Source organism: Lactococcus sp. KTH0-1S (assembly GCF_052544945.1).
On sequence record NZ_CP195165.1, the window covers coordinates 137,646 to 157,260 of the forward strand.

The following is a 19,615-nucleotide window of genomic DNA, read 5'->3' on the forward strand; positions in this document are numbered from 1 at the left end:
AAGAACCTCTTGGTTCTTTTATTTTAGAGATTTTTCAAAAAGGGTTTTGACTGAGTCTAATTCTGTTTGAGAAACGACCTTAGCTCCATTTTCATCTGTTGTATGTAGATTGAGCTTGCTGGTATTCTTTAGAGCCTTATTGTAGCTCATAACGATCGTTTTAGCATCATTGAAACTTATATTGGTTTTAACAGTGTTTGAAAAAGCATAGAGAATTTCTCGATAGTAATTGAAACTTTCAAGTTTTTTCATATGAGCAATTTTTTGAATATTTCCGTAGAGTTCCATTGAGACATTTTGAATCCGGGTGATTGAAGCATCCAAATCAGTATCGTCAATTTGTGTCATATAGGCTTGGACTTGATCAGCAGTTTGTAAATTAACAGTTCCTTGTTTAAACTCATAACCTTCAGCATTGAATGCCTTTGGATTTTGCATGGTGATTCCACCAGTGGCCTGTACAAGTGATCCCATTTTATTAACATCAATCTGAATTACTTTGTTAATGGACACATTCAATAGGTCTTTAACCATCTGGAAAATTCCATCATCTCCATTCGTATTGTAAACTTCAGTGATTGTTTTTTGATTAGGCATTGTCGCAAAAACTGGGAAGTTCATGAAAGTAGTTTGATTTGTCTTTACATTCGTTGAAGCTAAAACAGTAGCATAAGCTGTATTTTTAGAATTATTTTTACCAGTTGCAATGATAAGTGTGGTGAATGTTTTAGACTTTTTTAAGTCGATACTTGTTGTTTTAGGGAAATTTTCATATGATGTTGAAAATGTTGATTCAATATTTCTATAAGCGGCGTAAGATATAGAGGCAATAGCAATAATGAGTAACAAAACAATTACAGAAATAACTTTTAGTACAGTATGTTTTTTCTTACGATGAGAATGCCTTCTATTCTTCAATGAATGCTTCTTTTTTTTGTTCATAATCTCTCCGTGTATTTATTATTCTCCTAGATTATATCATATTTTGTATGTAAAAAACCCTAAGCTTAAAGTAATGAGATATACAAATCAAATTTTTACCCGCTTAAAAGTTATGATTATAAGTTAGTATAATTATTTGATAATGATAAATAATTATTATTTTTTTTTGTGTGGTGAGCATTGTTAGTTTGTTTAGATTAAAACCACAGAGGTAAATAGTTTAACAAAGCTATGAATCTACAGTTACTTAATTACTCTTAAGTTTAAGGGCATGCTGAAACTCAAGTTATTATAGTCTGATTTAATAACATTAATTACGAATTTTTAGGTTGTTAATTCGGACAGAAAAGGGATAACTATTACGGGATACCAAGGATAAAATCAAATAAAGCGAATAACTATTATCAGAACTTCCGATAAAAGAAAATTATGTCGATGCCCTATCCCCTTGTATGAAGATTAGTTTGAAATGTTAAAAGATTATGTAGATGATATAATTGAAGATTCAAATTTATACATTTGGTGAAAAGTGATAAAGTGCCTGTTGATGATTTTAAACTATCGGTTTATGGATTAAGACACACAAGAGCTAGTTACCTTATTCATTCAGGAATACCTGTGGATATTTGCGCAAAAGTTTTGGGTCATACTGTACTACAACTTGAAAAAACTTATCGTCATTTGTTATATGAAAAGAGAGATGAAGGTTTTGAAGCGATTAGAAAAATATTGTGAGAGGGACAGTTTCAGGGGCAATTAAAAAGTATAAATAAAAAACCTTGTATATAAACGATACAAGGTTTTTTAACTATGCCGAGTGCAAGAAGTGGCAATATAAAATAATAATCTTTTAGTTTAATAATAGTATTTTAGATGATGTTATAAATTTATATTTGCTAAAATAACAAGGATAAATTTATAAAAAAACAAAAAAGTTATAAGAAATGTTATAAAGTTTAGAAAATGGGTAGAGAAATTGGAAATAACCATTTTTGAAATATAAAAACTTTAGTTTTAAAAAAAATCGAGGTTATAAGAATATGATAAAAAAAGTAAAAATCATAAAGGAAAAGCCTTATATATCAACGATACAAGGCTTTTAACTTAGTGCCGAGTATAGGAATCGAACCTACGACCCCTTCGTTACGAGTGAAGTGCTCTACCGACTGAGCTAACTCGGCACAAAATGAAAGTGGTTACCCACTTTTATTATGATACAACTTTTTAAACCTATTTTCAAGAACTAGAAGTCTTTGGCATTGGGTTGATTGTAGCCGTAACGCTCACAGAAATCTTCTCGAAATTCCAGAAGGTTATCATCCATAATGGCTCCGCGAACGTCTTTCATTAAATTAACAAGGAAGTGAAGATTGTGGTATGAACAAAGACGAAGGCCAAAAGTTTCATCGGCTTTGATTAAATGACGAAGGTAGGCGCGTGTATAGTTAGTGCATGTGTAGCAATCGCACATTGGGTCAAGTGGAGTAAAATCGTGTTCGTATTTAGCATTACGAATGTTAACTCGACCGAAATGAGTCATTAGAGTTCCATTACGAGCAATTCGTGTAGGAAGAACGCAGTCAAACATATCAACTCCACGGATAACTCCATCAATCAAGCTGTCTGGTGCACCAACACCCATTAGATAGCGGGGTTTGTCTTCTGGAAGCATTGGTGTTGTAAAGTCAAGGACAGCATTCATTTCTTTATGAGATTCACCAACGGCAAGGCCACCGATAGAATAACCAGCGAAATCCATTGAAGTCAAGTCTCTAGCTGATTGACGACGTAGATCTTCAAAACCAGCCCCTTGAACAATTCCGAAAAGTCCTTGGTCATTTGGACGACGATGAGCATTGAGGCCACGCTCAGCCCAACGCGAAGTTCTTTCAACAGAGGCTTTGACATAGTCATAGGGTTGGTAGAATGGTGGACATTCGTCAAAGGACATCATAATATCAGAGCCAAGATTATTTTGAATACTGATTGCTTTTTCGGGGTTAAGAAAAAGTTCACGTCCATCCAAATGACTCTTGAACTTAACGCCTTCTTCTGTGATATTTTTTTTGTTTTGAACTAGGCTGTAAACCTGGAAACCACCACTATCAGTCAGAATAGGTTGGTCCCAATTCATAAATTTGTGAAGACCGCCAGCTTCAGCGACAAGTTCATCTCCAGGGCGTAACCAGAGGTGATAAGTGTTTGAGAGAATAATCCCTGAGCCTAATGTTTTGAGTTCTTCAGGGCTCATTGTTTTAACGGTAGCTTGAGTACCTACGGGCATAAACATTGGAGTTGGGAAGGTACCATGTGGTGTGATGATTTCTCCTAATCTTGCTCCTGTATGTTTTTCTTTTTTTATTAATCTGTATTTTATTGCGTGTTCTGTCATAAGATTCCTTTATTTACTCGTAGAATTGAGTCTTCTTGTAGCTTAAAAAGCAAGCACTTATAAGTATAACAAAAATTAAATACTTTTTATAGATGATTTTTTGAAAATCGGGCGAAAGTCTTAGAGATTTTGCCTATTTATTGGTATAATTAAGTAAATATAATGTAAGACAAAGTATTGGGAGGTATTTTATGTCAAGATGGGAATTGAAAAATCAAGCCAAAGGAGCTTTAAAAGATAATTTTGGTTCAAAAATGTTACTCTTTATTATTCCAATTATTGCGGGGATTTTAGGTGGAGGAAATGGTGTAAAGCAGTCCATGGACTACAATACTTCTAATTTTGATAGTATTCCAGGTAGTGTTTGGATGGTGATTAGCTTTGCGACTTTGCTTATTGCTATTTTAATGATTGTTGTAGCCTTATTCGTTTCAGTAGTAACAGTTGGTGCAATTTTTAACTATATCAAAATTTTCCGTGGTGAACGAAATAATCCACAATTTAAAAATGTTTTTGGACCTTTCTATGATGGTTCAGCTGGCAAAATTATTCTTTTAAGTATTGTCAAAGGGGTGATTTTTGTTGCCTTGATGTTTATCCCAGTGATTGGTTGGGCATTTGCAATTTATTTGGGACTTGGTTGGTCACAAGCAACTTATGTTTTGTTTGATCAGTTAGAAGAAGGACGTTATAGCGGTGTTATGGGCGTTCTTAGCGAATCAGCAACAATGATGAAAGGTTTGCGTGGAAATTACTTCATTTTCAAATTGAGTTTCTTCTGGTGGTATGTTCTTTATGGTATCTCAGGTGGTTTAGCAGGATTCTGGACTACTCCTTATCTCAATATGGCTTCAATTGCTTATTACGAAAATATTGGTAAATAATAAAAAAGCTGTCAAAGTTACTGACAGCTTTTTTATTTACTGACAGAACAATCAGTAGCTTAATTTTCACGTTTGGCATGACGTCCATGAACGAAATGGTAAATGACAGCAATTAGAAGTGCAAGAATTGCTGAGGCAAAATAGAGATTACGATAGCCTAATAGAGGCATAAACATTCCTAAAATAAAGGGTCCAAAACCGACACCCATATCCATAAAGCCAAAAAAAGTAGAAGTTGTGATTCCTAAACGATGAGCTTCTGAATTACGGATGGCAATTGCTTGTCCAAAAGGCGAAAATGAGCCGTAGCCTAAACCGATAAATATGGCAGCAAGGAGCAACATCCAACCAGAATGAGCAAAACCAATCAGTAAAAGGCCAAGTGCAAAGAAGAGGTAGGTTGGATACATTACAAAGTTATCACCAAAGCCATCAAAGACACGACCAGTAATTGGACGAGAGAGAAGGACAGTGATAGCATAAACTAAGAAGAAAAATGAGGCAGCCTCTGAAAGGTGAATATTACGAGCATAAGCATCCATAAATGACAGAATACTTGAGTATGAAATACCTATGAGAAAGGCAATTAATGAAATTGGTAAAGCTTCTTTTTCAAAGTAATTTGACCAAGCGAATTTTTTATGGACTTTATTATCGACAGAATTAGAGCTGTCAGCAGTTTTTTCAACATGTATGAAGAAAATTCCGACTAAGGCAATAAATAAAAGTAAGGCAGAAAGCCAAATTAATGAATAAAAACCTGATGTCCGGTAAAGAAACATTGATAAAAAGGGACCAACTGCTGACGATAATGTGACAGAAAGCGCATAATAACCAATTCCTTCACCACGTCTTGAAGAAGGAACAATGGCACCAGCCAACGTTCCAGAAGCTGTTGCAGCAATACCAAATCCAAGTCCGTGTACAAGACGTAAAATTAATAGTAGAACGACACTATGCACAAAGAAATAAGCAAAGGTAAGCAAGAAATAAATGAGTGTTCCTATGTACAAAAGTTTTTTTGCACCAAGGCGTTTCATATTATTTCCAGCCCAAAGTCGAGCAATAAATCCGCCGACAATAAAAATTCCAGATAAAATACCAGCGATACTAGCAGAAGCGTGATAACGTCCCATAGCCATTGTACCAATAACAACAGTAGGGAGATAAAAAACAAGATAAAAAATAAAATTAAGTAACATATTAACAACGAAAGTTGTTGTCCAAAGTTTTTCTTTCATAAAGTTCCTTTCTTTGAGAAAAATTTATGAATGCGTAAACATCCGCCTAAAAAACAGATAAAACTCCCGCTTTTTAGACGAGAGTTTTGTGTTTGCGTAATTCAACTTTATTATTGTATCAAAAAAAATCGATAAAATGTTGCCGGGGAAACGTAATGGTCTATAGAATAACTTTTTTAGTCATTTTTTCCTAATCCTGAATAGGCATATTCGATTTTAATACAGCGATTCATCACAATTTTATTTCTTCCTGCTTCTCGAAGAATTTGTTCAGCTTCTTGAGATTGTAAGCCCAATTGCGCCCAGAAAATATCGGCGTCAGTTTCAATGAAGTCACGAGCAACATCCGCCAAAAACTCACTTCGACGAAAGATATCAACAATATCAATATGAAATGGAACTTCTTTGATAGAAGCGTAGACTTTTTCACCTAGTAATTCACGGCCAGCAAGTCTTGGATTGACTGGAATAACATGGTAGCCATTTTGTTGTAATCCTTGAGCAATTAAAAAAGATGAACGGTCTGTTTTATCGCTAATCCCAACGACAGCGATGGTTTTTGCATTTTTGAGATAATCAAACATTACCTCTTGTTCTGGATTTTCAAATTCGTACATTAGATTTCCTCCTCCTGCTTTGTTTTTATTATACAATATTAAGGAAAGTGGTGTGGTTTAAAAGCTTCTTTAAAATGATTATAAAAATTTTTCAGAATTGTAAAATCCTTGAAATTTTTTGCTATAATTAAGCTATGAATAAGAAACAAATAAAAACACTAACAAGCGTCATTGTAGTCATTATTGCACTGGCTGTAGGATATTTTGGTTCGGGACGTCTGCATTTAGGACAAGGAAATAGTTCGGCTACTGATAATAGTAGCCAAGTTTCCACAAAGTCACTGGCAAGTTCGGTTAAACAAGCACCTTTAGTTTTTAAAAATCAAAGGCAAATGGTCATGGCCAATACTGATGCTTTAGGTCGTGCAGTTGATTCACATATTCAACTGAAAGATTCTCAAGAACCTAAAGTCAAACGTGAACCCTTGACCTATAATCCAGTTGGTTGGCATAATTATAATTTTTATTATAAAAAATCAGATGGTTCGATTGGTAAAATGTGGCTAATGGCTCGTGGCCATTTAGTGGGTTATCAATTTTCAGGTATAAATAATGAAGCAAGAAATTTAGTGCCAGAAACGGCTTGGTTCAATGGTGGGAATTTCACTGGAACTGATGATGGAAATACAGCCAGTATGCTTTATTATGAAAATCGTTTGGACAGTTGGCTCGCTAATCATCCCAATTATTATTTAGATTACCAAGTGACCCCTCTCTACGAAGGAAATGAACTTTTGCCACGTCAAATTCGTTTGGCTTATGTTGGAATTGATAAAAATGGTCAAACCTTGTCTATCAAACTCGGTGGTGGTCGTGAAAAGTCAGGAAAGGGTGGAGCAACTGTTGTTGTCCTTGACAATGTCGCTCCAAATGCAAAAATTAATTATGCTGACGGGACCGCAGTTAACACAGTCAGCCCTAAATAGTTACTGACAGAACGTTCTGTCAGTAAAATAAAGCTCTGTCAGTAAAAAAATGCTTGAAAAATCAGTCAAAAGACTGAGAATTCGGGCTTTTTTTCTTGCTATAATTAATATATAAATACAAATTCATGAGTGATGAGAATTTGTTAATTATCGGAGGAAAGAGAATGTTTTTACTACTTATATTATTTTTAGCTATGTTACTTTTTATAAAAGGATTCTTTAAAATTGTTTTACCTGCTTTGATTATATTAATGATTTTGAAATTTTTGTTCGGTGGTTTAATGCTCTTACTTAGTCCGCATTTTTGGGGGACTTTGCTCGTAATTAGCATTATTGTATGGCTTGTGAGAGCCAGCCGTAGTCGTTACTACTAAAAGGAGAAAAAATGTTTATAGGATTTTTATCAGGTTTGATTGTAATGGGGGCTTTGCTATCAATTTTGTTAGTGCTTTTGGGAGTGGTGGCATTGAGAGTTTTTCTACGCTATATCTTGCCCATTTTACTTATTTTACTGATTATTCGTTTGATTATTTCAGGGATTGTACTTTTGTTTAACCCACACTTCTGGTTATTCATTGCTGTTGTCGCTTTGGTCCTTTGGATTCTTGGTAAAATTAGGAATTAAGTCGTTTATAAATAATATTGACTTATAGAAATTACTGACCTTTTTGTCAGTATTTTTTTGCATATAATTTTATAATCATTTTTAACTTTATTGAGTGTTTTCCAAAAATTTGATATAATTTTTTTACAACTGTGTATTTGAAACAAGCATTTTGTTTATAAAAAAGATTTCCGCTAAGGAAACATCGGAGGACGTCATGTCAAATGAATACAGATCCCGCTCGTCACGTCATGAGCGGAGAAGCTCTCGTTGGGCAAACAAAGATTCTGATGTCGTGGAAGCGGCAGCGAATCAAGCAATTAAGCATTTAGAAGAAGAACCCGAAAGCCAAAACGCCGAGCTAACTTCAAAGCAAAAACAGACGCATGAAAAAACACTCAGAATTTCTTTAGCAGTCTATGGATTACTTACGGGTCTGTCAGTGATTTTAGCATTAACTTTTTATGCATTTCCTTTGTGGAAACCAGTAGCCACAGCCAGCCAATCACAAAACCTTTATTCAGGATTTGCGATGCATCATGGTTTAGTTCCCTTCAATGATTTTTATGGGGCTGGAGGCTCAGCTTTTTACCTCATTAATTGGTTAGGGAATATTGGTGGGACGACTTGGCTTTTATGGCTTTTTGAAATTATTGCTTTACTAATCAGTGGAATTTTAGTTTACCGCTTAGTGGGTCAACAAACGAAAAATCAAACGGCATCACTAACTGTATCGGTTTTTACCTTAGTTATTATTGCAGGTTTGGCAAGAGGAGGAGATAGTCCAACGCTCTTTGCTCTTCCTTTTGCCTTATGGGCGGCACGATTTTTGAGTTCTTATTTTCAAGATAGCTCTACAGATAGGGGATTTATACGTTTTGGGATGGCTGGTGCTTTTTCCCTAGTCATTTCTCCTGTCATGTCAGTTTTCTTTATTTTATCTGCTATTGCACTCATTATTCATAATGTGGGTAGCCGTAAAATTGGACGTGGCTTTTACCAAATGCTGGCAACAATTTTGGGAGTCTTATTAGTAGGTTACTCAGTCGCTTATTATTCTCTTGAAGAACAAACAATCTATACTTCTATTGAACAGTCCATTTTGATTCCTTTTACTCATTTTGGTCCAGGGAGTGATTTATTATTAACTCTTGCAAAAGCTTTAGTTCTCACTCTTATTTTCGGAATTGTTGCAGGTTTCGTCCAAGGAGTTTTACAACTTAAAAAGGGTGGACCAGCTAGAGTTTGGTACGTCATGATGCTTATTGGAATTGTTGGATTGACAACAATGATTGTTTTTGCTCAGACTTTTGATAGCTCTAATCTTTTGGCTGTCCTGCCATTTACAGTAGTCTTTGCAGGTCTTGGGCTGACAGATAGTGATCAAATTTTGTTGAAATATCTTCAAAATCGTTTGTTTGCTCCGATTTTGGCAATACTTTTTGTCATTTTTACACCGATTAGTTATCATTTTATGAATCGATCTGTTGCTTCTGAAGAGCAAAACGTGTCACAATATATCGAGACAAATGCTAAAGGTTCTGACCGAGTTTACGTTGTTGCTGATGGTAAAAATATTAATAATTTGACAAAAACAATTTCAACTTTAGATAATGTTCCAGCAAATTATCCAATTAAGTTTAGTCAAAGCTATGATCTGAAAGTGGAAAAACTCTCAGACAAGTTTGTTGTGTTGCAAGCTGGCATAGAAGTTCCAACTAGTTTGAAAAAAGTTTTAGACAAAAATTATAAAGTGACTAACTATTCTGGCAAATATTTCCAAGTTTATGAAAAGAAATAGATGAAGAAAAAATTAGCAGAATCTGTTTGTAAGTTTTGAAAATCAAAACTTCATAATATTACGGAGGTCAATAATGAGAAAATTTGAAAAATCGCATAAACTTGATAATGTCAGCTATGATATTCGGGGTCCAGTATTGGATGAAGCACAAAGAATGCGAGCGAATGGTGAAAAAATTCTTCGATTGAATACAGGAAATCCAGCTGAATTTGGCTTTCTTGCTCCTGATGAAGTCATTAGTGACTTGATTCAACATGCTGTGGATAGCGAAGGATATTCAGATTCTAAAGGAATTTTCTCGGCTCGTAAAGCGATTATGCAGTACTGTCAGCTCAAAGGTTTTCCTAATCTTGATATCAATGATATTTTCACAGGTAATGGGGTTTCTGAATTGATTGTTATGGCCATGCAGGGACTTTTGGACACAGGGGATGAGGTTTTGATTCCTATGCCTGATTATCCACTTTGGACGGCTTCTGTCAGCTTAGCTGGAGGAACAGCTGTTCATTACCTCTGTGATGAACAGGCCGGTTGGTTCCCCGACATTGATGATATTCGCTCAAAAATCACAAGTAATACAAAAGCTATTGTTTTGATTAATCCTAATAATCCAACGGGTGCGCTGTATTCTAAAGATTTATTACTTGAAATTGTTCAAGTGGCTAGAGAAAATAATTTAATTATTTTCTCAGACGAAATTTATGACCGATTGGTTATGGATGGAGCAGTTCATGTTCCGATTGCTAGCTTGGCACCAGATCTTTTTGTGGTCACAATGAATGGACTCTCAAAATCACACCGCATTGCAGGATTCCGTGTGGGGTGGATGGTTCTGTCAGGTGAAAAATCGCATGTCAAGGGTTATATTGAAGGTTTGAATATGCTGGCTTCAATGCGACTTTGTTCCAATGTTTTAGCTCAATCAGTCGTACAAACTTCACTTGGTGGCACTCAATCGGTTGATAAATTGCTGTTGCCGGGTGGACGAGTTTATGAACAAAGAGAGTTCATTTATAAAGCCATCAATGATATTCCAGGATTATCTGCGGTCAAACCTCAAGCAGCTTTCTATATTTTCCCTAAAATTGATAGAGAAATGTATAAAATTGATAATGATGAACAATTTGTCTTGGACTTTTTGAAGCAGGAAAAAATCCTGCTTGTTCATGGTCGAGGATTTAATTGGGAAGAGCCAGACCATTTCCGAATTGTTTATCTGCCTCGTGTGGATGAATTAGCGGAAATACAAGAAAAAATGGAACGTTTCCTTTGGCAATATCGTAAATAATAAATAGAAAAAGATGTATGAATAATTCGTATATCTTTTTTTGTTGAGAGTAATTTTCTGACAATTTTTATTGTTTTTCATGCTTTTTTATGTTATACTGATTATGAAAAATTTTGTATAAAAACAAGAATATAAAAAAATAGGAGAACAAAGTGGCTACATTACTTGAAAAAACACGTAAAATCACCGCGATTTTGCAAGATGGAGTGACCGATTTGCAACAAGAGTTGCCATATAACAGTATGACTGAACGCTTGGCAAACGTCATTGATTGCAATGCATGTGTGATTAATACGAAGGGCGAGTTGCTTGGTTACTCATTGCCTTATAATACAAACAATGACCGTGTTGACCAATTTTTCTATGATCGTAAATTGCCTGATGAATATGTTCGTGCGGCAGTACGTATCTACGATACAATGGCAAACGTTCCTGTTGACCGTCCATTAGCAATCTTCCCAGAAGAAAGCCTTGGCGATTTTCCAAAAGGTGTGACAACTTTAGCGCCTATTTATGGTTCTGGAATGCGTTTGGGAACATTTATCATGTGGCGTGAAGACGGCGAATTCACTGATGATGATTTGGTCTTAGTTGAACTTGCAACAACAGTAATTGGTGTTCAACTCTCAAATCTTAAACTTGAACAAATGGAAGAAAATATCCGTAAAGATACCATGGCAACTATGGCTGTTAACACACTTTCATATTCAGAAATGAAAGCTGTTAAAGCAATCATTGAAGAGCTTGATGGTGAAGAAGGGCATGTTATCGCTTCTGTCATTGCTGACAAGATTGGGATTACACGTTCAGTCATCGTTAACGCTTTGCGTAAACTCGAATCTGCTGGTGTAATTGAATCACGTTCACTTGGTATGAAAGGAACTTATCTTAAAGTTCTTAATACTGGTTTGTTTGATAAACTTGCAGGACGTAATTTCTAAAAGCCAGGGTCTTAGCACTTTAGCGCTTAGACTTCGGCTTCACAAACAGCTCCTATCGCAGATGGGAGCTTTTCGTGCTTTATAAGAGTTTCAAACAAATTTTTATTAGTTTAGAACATGAAAATTACCAGCGAAGCCATGTAAGGGTCTTAGCGCTTTAGCGCTTAGACCTCGGCTTCACAAAAAGCTTCTATCGTAGATGGGAGCTTTTTGTGCTTTATAAGAGTTTCAAACAAATTTTTATTAGTTTAGAACGTGAAAATTACTAGTGAATTCATGTTAGCACTTCGCCCTTTTATCATTCGCTTGTGACTCGCGTTGGTGCTTTATAAGCCTTTTAATCAAAATGCTATCAGGTGTTTAGGTCAGAAGGTTGAACTTGCTGACAGAAACCACATACATGGTTAGAGTACTATTTAGTTTCACAAACAGCTCCTATCTCAGATGGGAGCTGTTTGTGTCTTATAAAGATTATCGATTATCGATTTATAATTACTGACGAAATTATCTGTCAGCAATTTTTAAAATTTTATCAGAGATAAATTTTTCTGTCAGTAATTTTGCTTTCTATTTTTACTGACAAAAAGTTCTGTCAGTAAAAAAATGACTGTTAAATGGTTTAAAATCACTGACAGACTGTTAAAATGCCGATTTTTTGTTATAATTAACAAGAATAAACTCTAAAAAATGGAGATTGAAAATATGAGTCAAATTACAGAGGAACAAGTCAAGCACGTGGCGCTTTTGTCAAAGCTTGAATTCTCGGAAAATGAAGTAAAATCATTTACCGATACTTTTGGAAAAATCATTGATATGGTTGAAATGTTAGATGAAGTTGATGGTGAAGGTGTCCCATTTACTATGAATGTGGCAGATAATCTCAACTTCATGCGTGAAGATGTGGCAGAAAAAGGACTTGACCGTGAAAAACTCATGGCAGCCGTTCCTGAAAAAGAAGACGGCTTTATCAAAGTTCCAGCAATGCTTTCTGATGGAGGAGATGCTTAATGTCGTATAATAACAAATCAATCAAAGAGCTTCATGAGCTACTTGTAAATAAAGAAATTTCTGCTCTTGAACTGACAAAAGCAACGCTTTCTGATATTTCTGCACGTGAACCAAAAATTGATGCTTTTTTGAAAATTACAGAAGAAAAAGCTTTGCAAGATGCTGCCGTAATTGATGCTCGTGGGATTAATCCAGACGTTGTGACTGACGGAATCTCAATTGCTGTCAAAGATAATATTGTTACAGAAGGAATTGAAACAACAGCTGCCTCAAAAATTCTTGGAGGTTGGATTCCACCTTATAATGCAACGGTTGCGAATAAATTGAGCGAATCTGGGTTAATTACAATTGGTAAACTCAATATGGATGAGTTTGCGATGGGTGGTTCTGGTGAAAATTCTTCAGTTAAGCCAACCAAAAACGCTTGGGATCAAACAAAAGTACCTGGTGGTTCTTCATCTGGTTCTGCGGCTTCAGTTGCTTCTGGTCAAGTTCGTTTATCATTGGGTTCAGATACTGGTGGCTCAATTCGCCAACCTGCCGCATTCAATGGGATTGTTGGTTTGAAACCAACTTATGGTCGTGTGAGTCGTTTTGGTTTAATTGCTTTTGCTTCATCATTAGACCAAATCGGTCCATTGGCGCCAACAGTCGAAGAAAATGCTCAACTTTTGAATGTCATTTCTGGCTTTGATAAAAATGATAGCACATCATCAAATGTTGCAATTCCTGACTTTACAAGTAAAATTGGTCAAGACATTAAAGGAATGAAGATTGCTTTGCCTAAAGAATATTTTGGTGAAGGAATTGATGAAAAAGTAAAAGAACAAATTTTGGCAGCAGCTAAACATTTGGAAAAATTGGGTGCCATTGTTGAAGAAGTTAGTCTTCCTCACAGTAAATACGGTGTTGCAGTTTATTATATTATTGCCTCTTCTGAAGCCAGCTCAAATCTTCAACGTTTTGATGGTATTCGTTACGGTTATCGTGCACAAGACATCAAAAATCTTGAAGATTTGTATGTAAAATCACGTTCTGAAGGATTTGGTCCAGAAGTTCAACGTCGAATTATGTTAGGAACTTTCAGTCTTTCAGCAGGTTCTTATGATAAACATTTCAAAAAAGCAGGGCAAGTTCGTACTTTAATCATCAATGATTTTGCAAAAGTTTTTGAAAAATATGATTTAATCTTAGGCCCAACAACTCCGACACCAGCTTGGGACTTGGGAGCACGTGTTGATGATCCACTTTCAATGTATTTGGCGGATTTATTGACAATTCCAGTCAATCTAGCTGGCCTTCCAGGAATTTCAATTCCTGCTGGTTTTGCCGATGGACTACCTGTGGGAATGCAATTAATTGGTAAACGTTACGATGAAGAAACGATTTATCAAGTAGCGGCTGCTTTTGAAGCAACTACTGATTTCCACAAAAAACAACCGATTATTTTTGGAAAATAAAAAATGGAATTTGACGAATTAATCAAGCGATTAAATGCAGTTGCTGATGCAGGACTTTTTTACGGGAAAGATGTCTTTGAGATTGAACGTTATCATGAAATCAAAGCGATTTTACCTCAACTTTTAAAGCATTCAACTACCTTGGCTAAAGAGGAGCTGACAGATCTCTTTCGTCCAAATAATTCTTATCCGACACCGATGATTGATGTGCGGGCTTTTATTCAAAATGAAGAAAAAGAGATACTCTTTGTTCGGGATAAAATGCAGGGAGACTGGGCCTTACCAGGTGGATATGGTGAGATTGGATTTACACCAAGTGAAAATCTACTTAAGGAGTTGAAAGAGGAAGCTGGAGTTTCTGGAGAGATTGAGCGCTTATTAGCGATTTTCGATACGGATAAATGGCAACCGCAAGGAAAGCAATATTATAAATTTGTTTTTAAGTGTAAAGCTTTATCCATTGATTTTTTGGAAAATAGTGAAACTTCAGAAACGAAATTTATAAAACGATCAGAGCTGACAAACTTGTCAGTAAAAAGAACGACCATGTCACAACTTAGTTTGCTTGAAAAATTGTCAAAAACCGGAAAACAATATATTGACTAGGATAATTTGACTTTCTTAAAGAAAGTATCGGAGAAAATAATGAACTTTGAAACAGTAATTGGGCTTGAAGTCCACGTTGAGTTAAGTACAAACTCAAAAATTTTCAGTCCCGCCTCAACAAAATTTGGTGGAGACCCTAATACAAATACAAATGTGATTGACTGGTCACTTCCTGGTGTTTTACCAGTAATGAATAAAGGGGTAATTGATAGCGGAATTAAAGCGGCTCTTGCGTTGAATATGGATATTCATAAATCAATGCATTTTGACCGCAAAAATTATTTCTATCCTGATAATCCCAAAGCTTACCAAATTTCACAATTTGATGAGCCAATTGGTTACAATGGTTCCATTGAAATTGAACTTGAAGATGGCCATAAAGCGACGATTCGCATTGAACGTGCTCATTTAGAAGAAGATGCTGGGAAAAATACGCACGGAACGGATGGTTATTCTTATGTCGATTTGAATCGTCAAGGAGTACCATTGATTGAGATTGTCTCAGAAGCTGACATGCGCACTCCTGAGGAAGCTTATGCTTATCTGACAGCACTTAAAGAAGCCATTCTTTACACAGGAATTTCTGATGTGAAGATGGAAGAAGGTTCAATGCGTTGTGATGCCAATGTTTCGCTCCGTCCTTATGGTCAAGAAGCTTTTGGTGTGAAGACAGAAGTTAAAAACATGAACTCATTTAGCAATGTCAAAAAAGCTTTGGACTTTGAAGTCGACAGGCAAGCTAAGATTTTGCGCGCTGGTGGCGAAATTCGTCAAGAAACGCGTCGTTTTAATGACAAAACGGGTGAAACAATTTTGATGCGTGTTAAAGAAGGCGCTTCTGATTACCGTTACTTCCCAGAGCCAGATGTCCCTCGTTTTGAAATTTCTGACGAATGGATTGAGCAAATGCGTGAGAGCCTTCCAATGACGGCTAAAGCAAGACGTGCGCATTATATTAATGATTTAGCTTTATCTGATTATGATGCTCGTCAATTGACCGCAACTAAAGAAGTTTCTGATTTCTTTGATCAAGCGATTAAATTTGATACTGACCCTAAATTGGTGTCAAACTGGTTGCAAGGGGAAGTGGCTCAATATTTGAATAGTGAGAAAAAAGAACTTCATGAGATTGGCTTGACTCCAGAAAATCTGACAGAAATGATTCGTTTGATTTCAGATGGAACAATTTCTTCAAAAATTGCTAAAAAAGTCTTTATTGAATTAGCAAAAAATGGTGGTTCTGCCGAAGAATTTGTCAAGAAAGCTGGTTTGGTTCAAATTTCTGACCCTGCAGTGCTTTTGCCAATCATTCATGAGGTATTTGCTAAGAATGAACAATCTGTAGCCGATTATCGTGGTGGGAAGCAAAATGCGGCGAAAGCTTTGGTTGGTCAATTGATGAAAGCAACTAAAGGACAAGCTAACCCAACGGTTGCGCAAAAACTTTTGTATCAAGAATTAGATAACTTATAATAAATATAAATATCCGTCCTAATTTGGAACGGATATTTTTTATTATGCTTGATAAGTATGATAAAATGTTGGCAGAATGAGTTTGTCAGCAAATATATAAAACTCAGCTTTTAAAGGAGAATCATGCTTGAAATTAAAGATGCAACTTATTGGGCGGAGCAATTAAAATCAGGAAATCTTTCTGCCAAAGCGTTATTAGAAATGACAAATGACAAGATTCAAAAGCTCAATCCGCTCTGCAATGCGATTGTTGCTTATGATTTAGAAAAGGCAAAAGCTGATTTAGCTTTAACGAGTCAAGGTTTTTTTGCTGGTCTTCCTTTTGCTTTGAAAATGTTGGGACAAACTCATAAAGGATTGCCTGATACGGCTAGCTCTCAGCTCTTTTCAGAGAATGTGGCATCAGAGGATGACAACTATGTTAAAAGACTCTTAGAAGCTGGTTTCACGCCATTTGGACAAACGAATTCTCCAGAGTTTGGCTTTAAAAACATTTCTGATTCAAAACTCTACGGAGATACACGAAATGTCTGGAATGAAGCTTATTATTCGGGAGGGTCTTCTGGCGGAGCGGCGTCTGCCGTGGCTTCTGGGATGTTTGCAATTGCTGGAGCTTCAGATGGCGGTGGGTCGATTCGGATTCCAGCCTCATTTTCGGGCTTGATTGGACTTAAAATGACGAGAGGGCGGATGCCACAAGGGCCTGATTCTTACCGAGGATGGCAAGGAGCATCGATTTCTGGAGCTCTTACTGTGTCTGTGCGAGATACGGCTCGTTTTGTGCTTGAAATGCAGACCCTACAAGAAGCAGCACCTTATCAGGCAAAATTGTTGGACGAAAAAGAACTTATAGCGCTCACTAAAAGTACTGACCAAGCTGTCAGCAATAAGTTATCAAGAAAATTGAAAATTGCTTATTCACTCCAAAGCCCGATTTCTGGAATTGAATTATCAAAAGACGCCATAAATGCAAGCCTAAAGGCAGTAGAGTTTTTAGAGCGTCAAGGTCATGAATTGACAGAAGTTGATTTTCCTATAGAAGCTCGTCCTTTGATTCAGTCTTATTATCGCATGAATGCGGCTGAAACAGTGGCCATGTTAGAACCTTGGGAACGGGCTGCCAGACGAAAATTGACGAGCCAAGATGTTGAACTTTTGACTTATGCGCTTTTAGAAGCCGGAAGAAAAGCTCCAGTGTCTTCTTATATCAATGCTTTAGCTCAGTGGGATATTGCGGCTAGAGATTTTACTGACAAAATTTATAAAGATTATGATTTATTTTTGACGGCAACAACTGCTAAAACAGCCCCTAAAATTGGTCAGGAATTAATGACAGCGGAAGTGTTAAAAGAAATGTCAGAAATTAGCCAATATGAATTTGAACAACAAATAGAGATTATTGAAGCCGCTTTTGAGCGTTCATTAGCTTTTACACCTTATAATTTCATCAGTAATTTAACGGGTCAGCCTGCGCTTTCTCTGCCCGTTTATGTTAATGAAGAAACGAATCTGCCACTTGGAATTCAACTTTGGGGACCAAAAAATTCTGAAATTGAATTACTGAAAGTTGCTAAAGAATTTGAAGAAGCGGGTCAATTTATTTTACCCAAAGCTTATCAATAAGTTTAACGATATTTTACTGACAGAAAGTGTAAACCAAATCTGTCAGTAAATTTAAAAGAAAAACCGCCTAAGTGGCGGTTTTATGCTAAATCCTGATTTTGTCTAAAACGTTTAATCATGCGGATGGTTGTTGGAATTAAGATAGAAGTTGAACCCAGCCAAGCGGCAGGATTACTTGAGATAATTACCGTATAATTGAGTAAAAGAACACCAATGATAGCGACTCCTGCTCGCATGAAAAGCTCTGCAAAGCCACACAATGTTGGAATCTTGGCATTACCTAAGCCTTGAATTGTTGAGCGGGTAACGAATAAAATAGCTAACAACCAATAGAAACTTCCGTTCACAAGATAATAATGACTCGACATCTCAATAACAGCTGTTTGACTACTTGAAATGAAAGCAGTGGTGAAATAGAAGTGAGCAAGGTTTAAGATAATGGCAAAGATAATTGACCAACCGACAGCAATTGTAAGAGCCCGTGTTAAGCCTTGATTAATTCGTTTGTACTGTTTAGCCCCATAATTTTGTGCTCCAAAGGTTGCCATGGCAAGGCCGATTGAAATCATCGGGAGCATCGCAAATTGGTCAATCTTAGAAACGATGGCTTGGGTAGCGACAGCATTTGTTCCCATTTTATTCAAAGCGACTTGAAGCGTGATAGAGCCGATGGCAATGATACTTGATTGAAAGCCCATTGGAATACCAAGTCTAGCATGGTGGACAATTTCGGCACGATCTAGCCGCCATAAATTTTTTGAAATTTGAAATTCGGGAACTTTTCGTTTGATGTGCCAAAAAAGAAATAATACCGAAATTATTTGGGCTAAAATTGTTGCTCCACTTGCCCCAGCAATTCCTAATTTTAAGACTAAAATAGCAAAATATTCAAAAGCAATATTTAAAATTGAGGCAGCTATCAAAGCATATAATGGCGTTTTAGAATCGCCCAAAGCCCTTAGAGCATTAGACAGATAAGCGTAGAGATTAGTGGCAATCATTCCGCCTAACATAATGCTTAGAAAGGTCTTGGCACCTTCAAAAATTTGGCTTGGTGTCTGCATGACTTGAAGCAATGGGCCCACAAAAATAAGGGACAATATGCTGAGCAAAATAGAAATCGCAATTGTAAAGTAGAGGCCCGTGACATAGGATTTTTTTATGGCTAACTCATCTTTTGCCCCGAAACGTTGGGCCGTTAAAATGGTCAAACCAGCGGTCATTCCTTGAGCAAAACCGACAATTAAAAAGTTGATGGAGCCTGTCGCTCCAACAGAAGCCAAAGCATCTTTTCCCAAGGTTTGACCGACAATTAGAGTATCTGCCGTGTTATAGAGGACCTGAAAAAAGTTACCCATAAGTAAGGGCAAAGTAAATGCAATAAGTCCTGTTAAAATATTTCCTTTAGTTAAATCTTTCATTTTTTCCCTAAACAAACTAAGTTGATTTCTTTATTTTAGCCCATTTTAGTCGTTTTTACAATAGTATTTTTGATAAAATATAAATTATTTGTAAAGGCTTACGAAAAATAGTCTGTCAGTAAAATTGACAATAAAAAATCACTGACAAAACTGTCAGTGATTTTTATTTAAAGCTGTAATTATTTTTGGATGTTAACAGCTTGAGGTCCACGAGGGCCATCTTCAACGTCAAAAGTAACTTTTTGACCTTCGTCAAGTGTTTTGAATCCGTCAGTTTGGATAGCTGAGAAGTGAGCGAAAACATCGTTTCCTTCTTCAGTAGTGATAAAGCCGAAGCCTTTAGTTGCGTTAAACCATTTAACAGTTCCTTGTGCCATTTTTGGTACTT

19 protein-coding genes and 1 tRNA gene are annotated in these 19,615 nt (G+C 36.2%); 13 read left to right on the plus strand and 7 right to left on the minus strand.

Translation table 11 applies throughout. From position 1 onward, the window contains the following. Positions 1–18 precede the first annotated feature (18 nt). Positions 19–942, minus strand: a complete 924-nt coding sequence (locus ACRYLU_RS00695) for an LCP family glycopolymer transferase (RefSeq protein ID WP_098393081.1) — start codon at positions 940–942, stop codon at positions 19–21. Between the two features lie 522 nt (positions 943–1,464). Between ACRYLU_RS00695 and ACRYLU_RS00700 the strand changes: the two genes are divergently transcribed. Next, positions 1,465–1,677 (plus strand): hypothetical protein, encoded by a 213-nt coding sequence (locus tag ACRYLU_RS00700; RefSeq protein ID WP_186758670.1) that lies wholly within the window; start codon positions 1,465–1,467, stop codon positions 1,675–1,677. Between the two features lie 373 nt (positions 1,678–2,050). Here ACRYLU_RS00700 and ACRYLU_RS00705 read toward each other — a convergent pair. Continuing rightward, positions 2,051–2,123 (minus strand) — tRNA-Thr (locus ACRYLU_RS00705). Positions 2,124–2,185: 62 nt separating this feature from the next. Next, positions 2,186–3,334: a tRNA guanosine(34) transglycosylase Tgt gene (tgt, locus tag ACRYLU_RS00710; RefSeq protein ID WP_003129711.1), complete on the minus strand. Its 1,149-nt coding sequence runs from the start codon at positions 3,332–3,334 to the stop codon at positions 2,186–2,188. Between the two features lie 191 nt (positions 3,335–3,525). On the opposite strand from tgt, the gene ACRYLU_RS00715 reads away from it, so the two are divergent. Next, positions 3,526–4,218 (plus strand): DUF975 family protein, encoded by a 693-nt coding sequence (locus tag ACRYLU_RS00715; protein ID WP_003129712.1) that lies wholly within the window; start codon positions 3,526–3,528, stop codon positions 4,216–4,218. A 59-nt stretch (positions 4,219–4,277) separates the two neighbouring features. On the opposite strand, the gene ACRYLU_RS00720 is transcribed toward ACRYLU_RS00715, so the two are convergent. Continuing rightward, positions 4,278–5,459 (minus strand): MFS transporter, encoded by a 1,182-nt coding sequence (locus ACRYLU_RS00720; protein ID WP_445081064.1) that lies wholly within the window; start codon positions 5,457–5,459, stop codon positions 4,278–4,280. Positions 5,460–5,635: 176 nt separating this feature from the next. Beyond that, positions 5,636–6,076: a CoA-binding protein gene (locus ACRYLU_RS00725; RefSeq protein ID WP_445081065.1), complete on the minus strand. Its 441-nt coding sequence runs from the start codon at positions 6,074–6,076 to the stop codon at positions 5,636–5,638. A 134-nt stretch (positions 6,077–6,210) separates the two neighbouring features. Between ACRYLU_RS00725 and ACRYLU_RS00730 the strand changes: the two genes are divergently transcribed. The 11 genes from ACRYLU_RS00730 to ACRYLU_RS00780 all read left to right on the plus strand — a co-directional run bounded on the left by ACRYLU_RS00730 (position 6,211) and on the right by ACRYLU_RS00780 (position 17,806). Continuing rightward, positions 6,211–7,002: a DNA/RNA non-specific endonuclease gene (locus tag ACRYLU_RS00730; RefSeq protein WP_445081066.1), complete on the plus strand. Its 792-nt coding sequence runs from the start codon at positions 6,211–6,213 to the stop codon at positions 7,000–7,002. 164 nt (positions 7,003–7,166) lie between these two features. Then, a complete protein-coding gene (locus tag ACRYLU_RS00735; RefSeq protein WP_010905160.1) occupies positions 7,167–7,376 on the plus strand; it encodes a hypothetical protein in 210 nt (69 codons plus the stop codon). Positions 7,377–7,387: 11 nt separating this feature from the next. Beyond that, a complete protein-coding gene (locus ACRYLU_RS00740) occupies positions 7,388–7,627 on the plus strand; it encodes a hypothetical protein (RefSeq protein WP_038598633.1) in 240 nt (79 codons plus the stop codon). Positions 7,628–7,823: 196 nt separating this feature from the next. Next, positions 7,824–9,407, plus strand: a complete 1,584-nt coding sequence (locus tag ACRYLU_RS00745; protein ID WP_445081067.1) for a glycosyltransferase — start codon at positions 7,824–7,826, stop codon at positions 9,405–9,407. 73 nt (positions 9,408–9,480) lie between these two features. Continuing rightward, positions 9,481–10,695 (plus strand): pyridoxal phosphate-dependent aminotransferase, encoded by a 1,215-nt coding sequence (locus ACRYLU_RS00750; protein WP_038598638.1) that lies wholly within the window; start codon positions 9,481–9,483, stop codon positions 10,693–10,695. A gap of 152 nt (positions 10,696–10,847) precedes the next feature. After that, positions 10,848–11,636: a GTP-sensing pleiotropic transcriptional regulator CodY gene (gene codY, locus ACRYLU_RS00755; protein WP_003129722.1), complete on the plus strand. Its 789-nt coding sequence runs from the start codon at positions 10,848–10,850 to the stop codon at positions 11,634–11,636. Positions 11,637–12,338: 702 nt separating this feature from the next. Then, on the plus strand, positions 12,339–12,644 hold the full coding sequence (gene gatC, locus ACRYLU_RS00760) for an Asp-tRNA(Asn)/Glu-tRNA(Gln) amidotransferase subunit GatC (RefSeq protein ID WP_010905163.1): 306 nt from the start codon (positions 12,339–12,341) through the stop codon (positions 12,642–12,644). Then, positions 12,644–14,104: an Asp-tRNA(Asn)/Glu-tRNA(Gln) amidotransferase subunit GatA gene (gatA, locus tag ACRYLU_RS00765; RefSeq protein WP_445081068.1), complete on the plus strand. Its 1,461-nt coding sequence runs from the start codon at positions 12,644–12,646 to the stop codon at positions 14,102–14,104. The genes gatC and gatA overlap by 1 nt, the downstream gene beginning before the upstream one ends. A 3-nt stretch (positions 14,105–14,107) precedes the next feature. Further along, entirely contained in the window at positions 14,108–14,710 is a 603-nt protein-coding gene (locus tag ACRYLU_RS00770; protein ID WP_445081069.1) for an NUDIX hydrolase, read from the plus strand. A 39-nt stretch (positions 14,711–14,749) separates the two neighbouring features. Beyond that, positions 14,750–16,183: an Asp-tRNA(Asn)/Glu-tRNA(Gln) amidotransferase subunit GatB gene (gatB, locus tag ACRYLU_RS00775; RefSeq protein ID WP_038598642.1), complete on the plus strand. Its 1,434-nt coding sequence runs from the start codon at positions 14,750–14,752 to the stop codon at positions 16,181–16,183. 123 nt (positions 16,184–16,306) lie between these two features. Then, the gene (locus ACRYLU_RS00780; protein ID WP_445081070.1) at positions 16,307–17,806 is read left to right on the plus strand and encodes an amidase family protein; all 1,500 of its coding nucleotides are present in this window, start codon (positions 16,307–16,309) and stop codon (positions 17,804–17,806) included. An 80-nt stretch (positions 17,807–17,886) separates the two neighbouring features. Here the strand turns inward: ACRYLU_RS00780 and ACRYLU_RS00785 are convergent, their stop codons facing one another. Together ACRYLU_RS00785 and ACRYLU_RS00790 are read right to left on the minus strand one after the other, a co-directional pair. Continuing rightward, complete coding sequence (locus tag ACRYLU_RS00785; protein WP_103054364.1) at positions 17,887–19,227, minus strand: MATE family efflux transporter; 1,341 nt, start codon at positions 19,225–19,227, stop codon at positions 17,887–17,889. Positions 19,228–19,406: 179 nt separating this feature from the next. Further along, positions 19,407–19,604: a cold-shock protein gene (locus ACRYLU_RS00790; RefSeq protein ID WP_003129735.1), complete on the minus strand. Its 198-nt coding sequence runs from the start codon at positions 19,602–19,604 to the stop codon at positions 19,407–19,409. Positions 19,605–19,615: the final 11 nt, after the last annotated feature.

Bases quoted from the DNA above. Each gene is read 5' to 3' on its own strand.
- ACRYLU_RS00695 (WP_098393081.1), bottom strand. From the start codon at position 942: ATGAACAAAAAAAAGAAGCATTCATTGAAGAATAGAAGGCATTCTCAT.
- tgt (WP_003129711.1), bottom strand. From the start codon at position 3,334: ATGACAGAACACGCAATAAAATACAGATTAATAAAAAAAGAAAAACAT.
- ACRYLU_RS00715 (WP_003129712.1), top strand. From the start codon at position 3,526: ATGTCAAGATGGGAATTGAAAAATCAAGCCAAAGGAGCTTTAAAAGAT.
- ACRYLU_RS00720 (WP_445081064.1), bottom strand. From the start codon at position 5,459: ATGAAAGAAAAACTTTGGACAACAACTTTCGTTGTTAATATGTTACTT.
- ACRYLU_RS00725 (WP_445081065.1), bottom strand. From the start codon at position 6,076: ATGTACGAATTTGAAAATCCAGAACAAGAGGTAATGTTTGATTATCTC.
- ACRYLU_RS00730 (WP_445081066.1), top strand. From the start codon at position 6,211: ATGAATAAGAAACAAATAAAAACACTAACAAGCGTCATTGTAGTCATT.
- ACRYLU_RS00735 (WP_010905160.1), top strand. From the start codon at position 7,167: ATGTTTTTACTACTTATATTATTTTTAGCTATGTTACTTTTTATAAAA.
- ACRYLU_RS00740 (WP_038598633.1), top strand. From the start codon at position 7,388: ATGTTTATAGGATTTTTATCAGGTTTGATTGTAATGGGGGCTTTGCTA.
- ACRYLU_RS00745 (WP_445081067.1), top strand. From the start codon at position 7,824: ATGTCAAATGAATACAGATCCCGCTCGTCACGTCATGAGCGGAGAAGC.
- ACRYLU_RS00750 (WP_038598638.1), top strand. From the start codon at position 9,481: ATGAGAAAATTTGAAAAATCGCATAAACTTGATAATGTCAGCTATGAT.
- gatC (WP_010905163.1), top strand. From the start codon at position 12,339: ATGAGTCAAATTACAGAGGAACAAGTCAAGCACGTGGCGCTTTTGTCA.
- gatA (WP_445081068.1), top strand. From the start codon at position 12,644: ATGTCGTATAATAACAAATCAATCAAAGAGCTTCATGAGCTACTTGTA.
- ACRYLU_RS00770 (WP_445081069.1), top strand. From the start codon at position 14,108: ATGGAATTTGACGAATTAATCAAGCGATTAAATGCAGTTGCTGATGCA.
- gatB (WP_038598642.1), top strand. From the start codon at position 14,750: ATGAACTTTGAAACAGTAATTGGGCTTGAAGTCCACGTTGAGTTAAGT.
- ACRYLU_RS00780 (WP_445081070.1), top strand. From the start codon at position 16,307: ATGCTTGAAATTAAAGATGCAACTTATTGGGCGGAGCAATTAAAATCA.
- ACRYLU_RS00785 (WP_103054364.1), bottom strand. From the start codon at position 19,227: ATGAAAGATTTAACTAAAGGAAATATTTTAACAGGACTTATTGCATTT.
- ACRYLU_RS00790 (WP_003129735.1), bottom strand. From the start codon at position 19,604: ATGGCACAAGGAACTGTTAAATGGTTTAACGCAACTAAAGGCTTCGGC.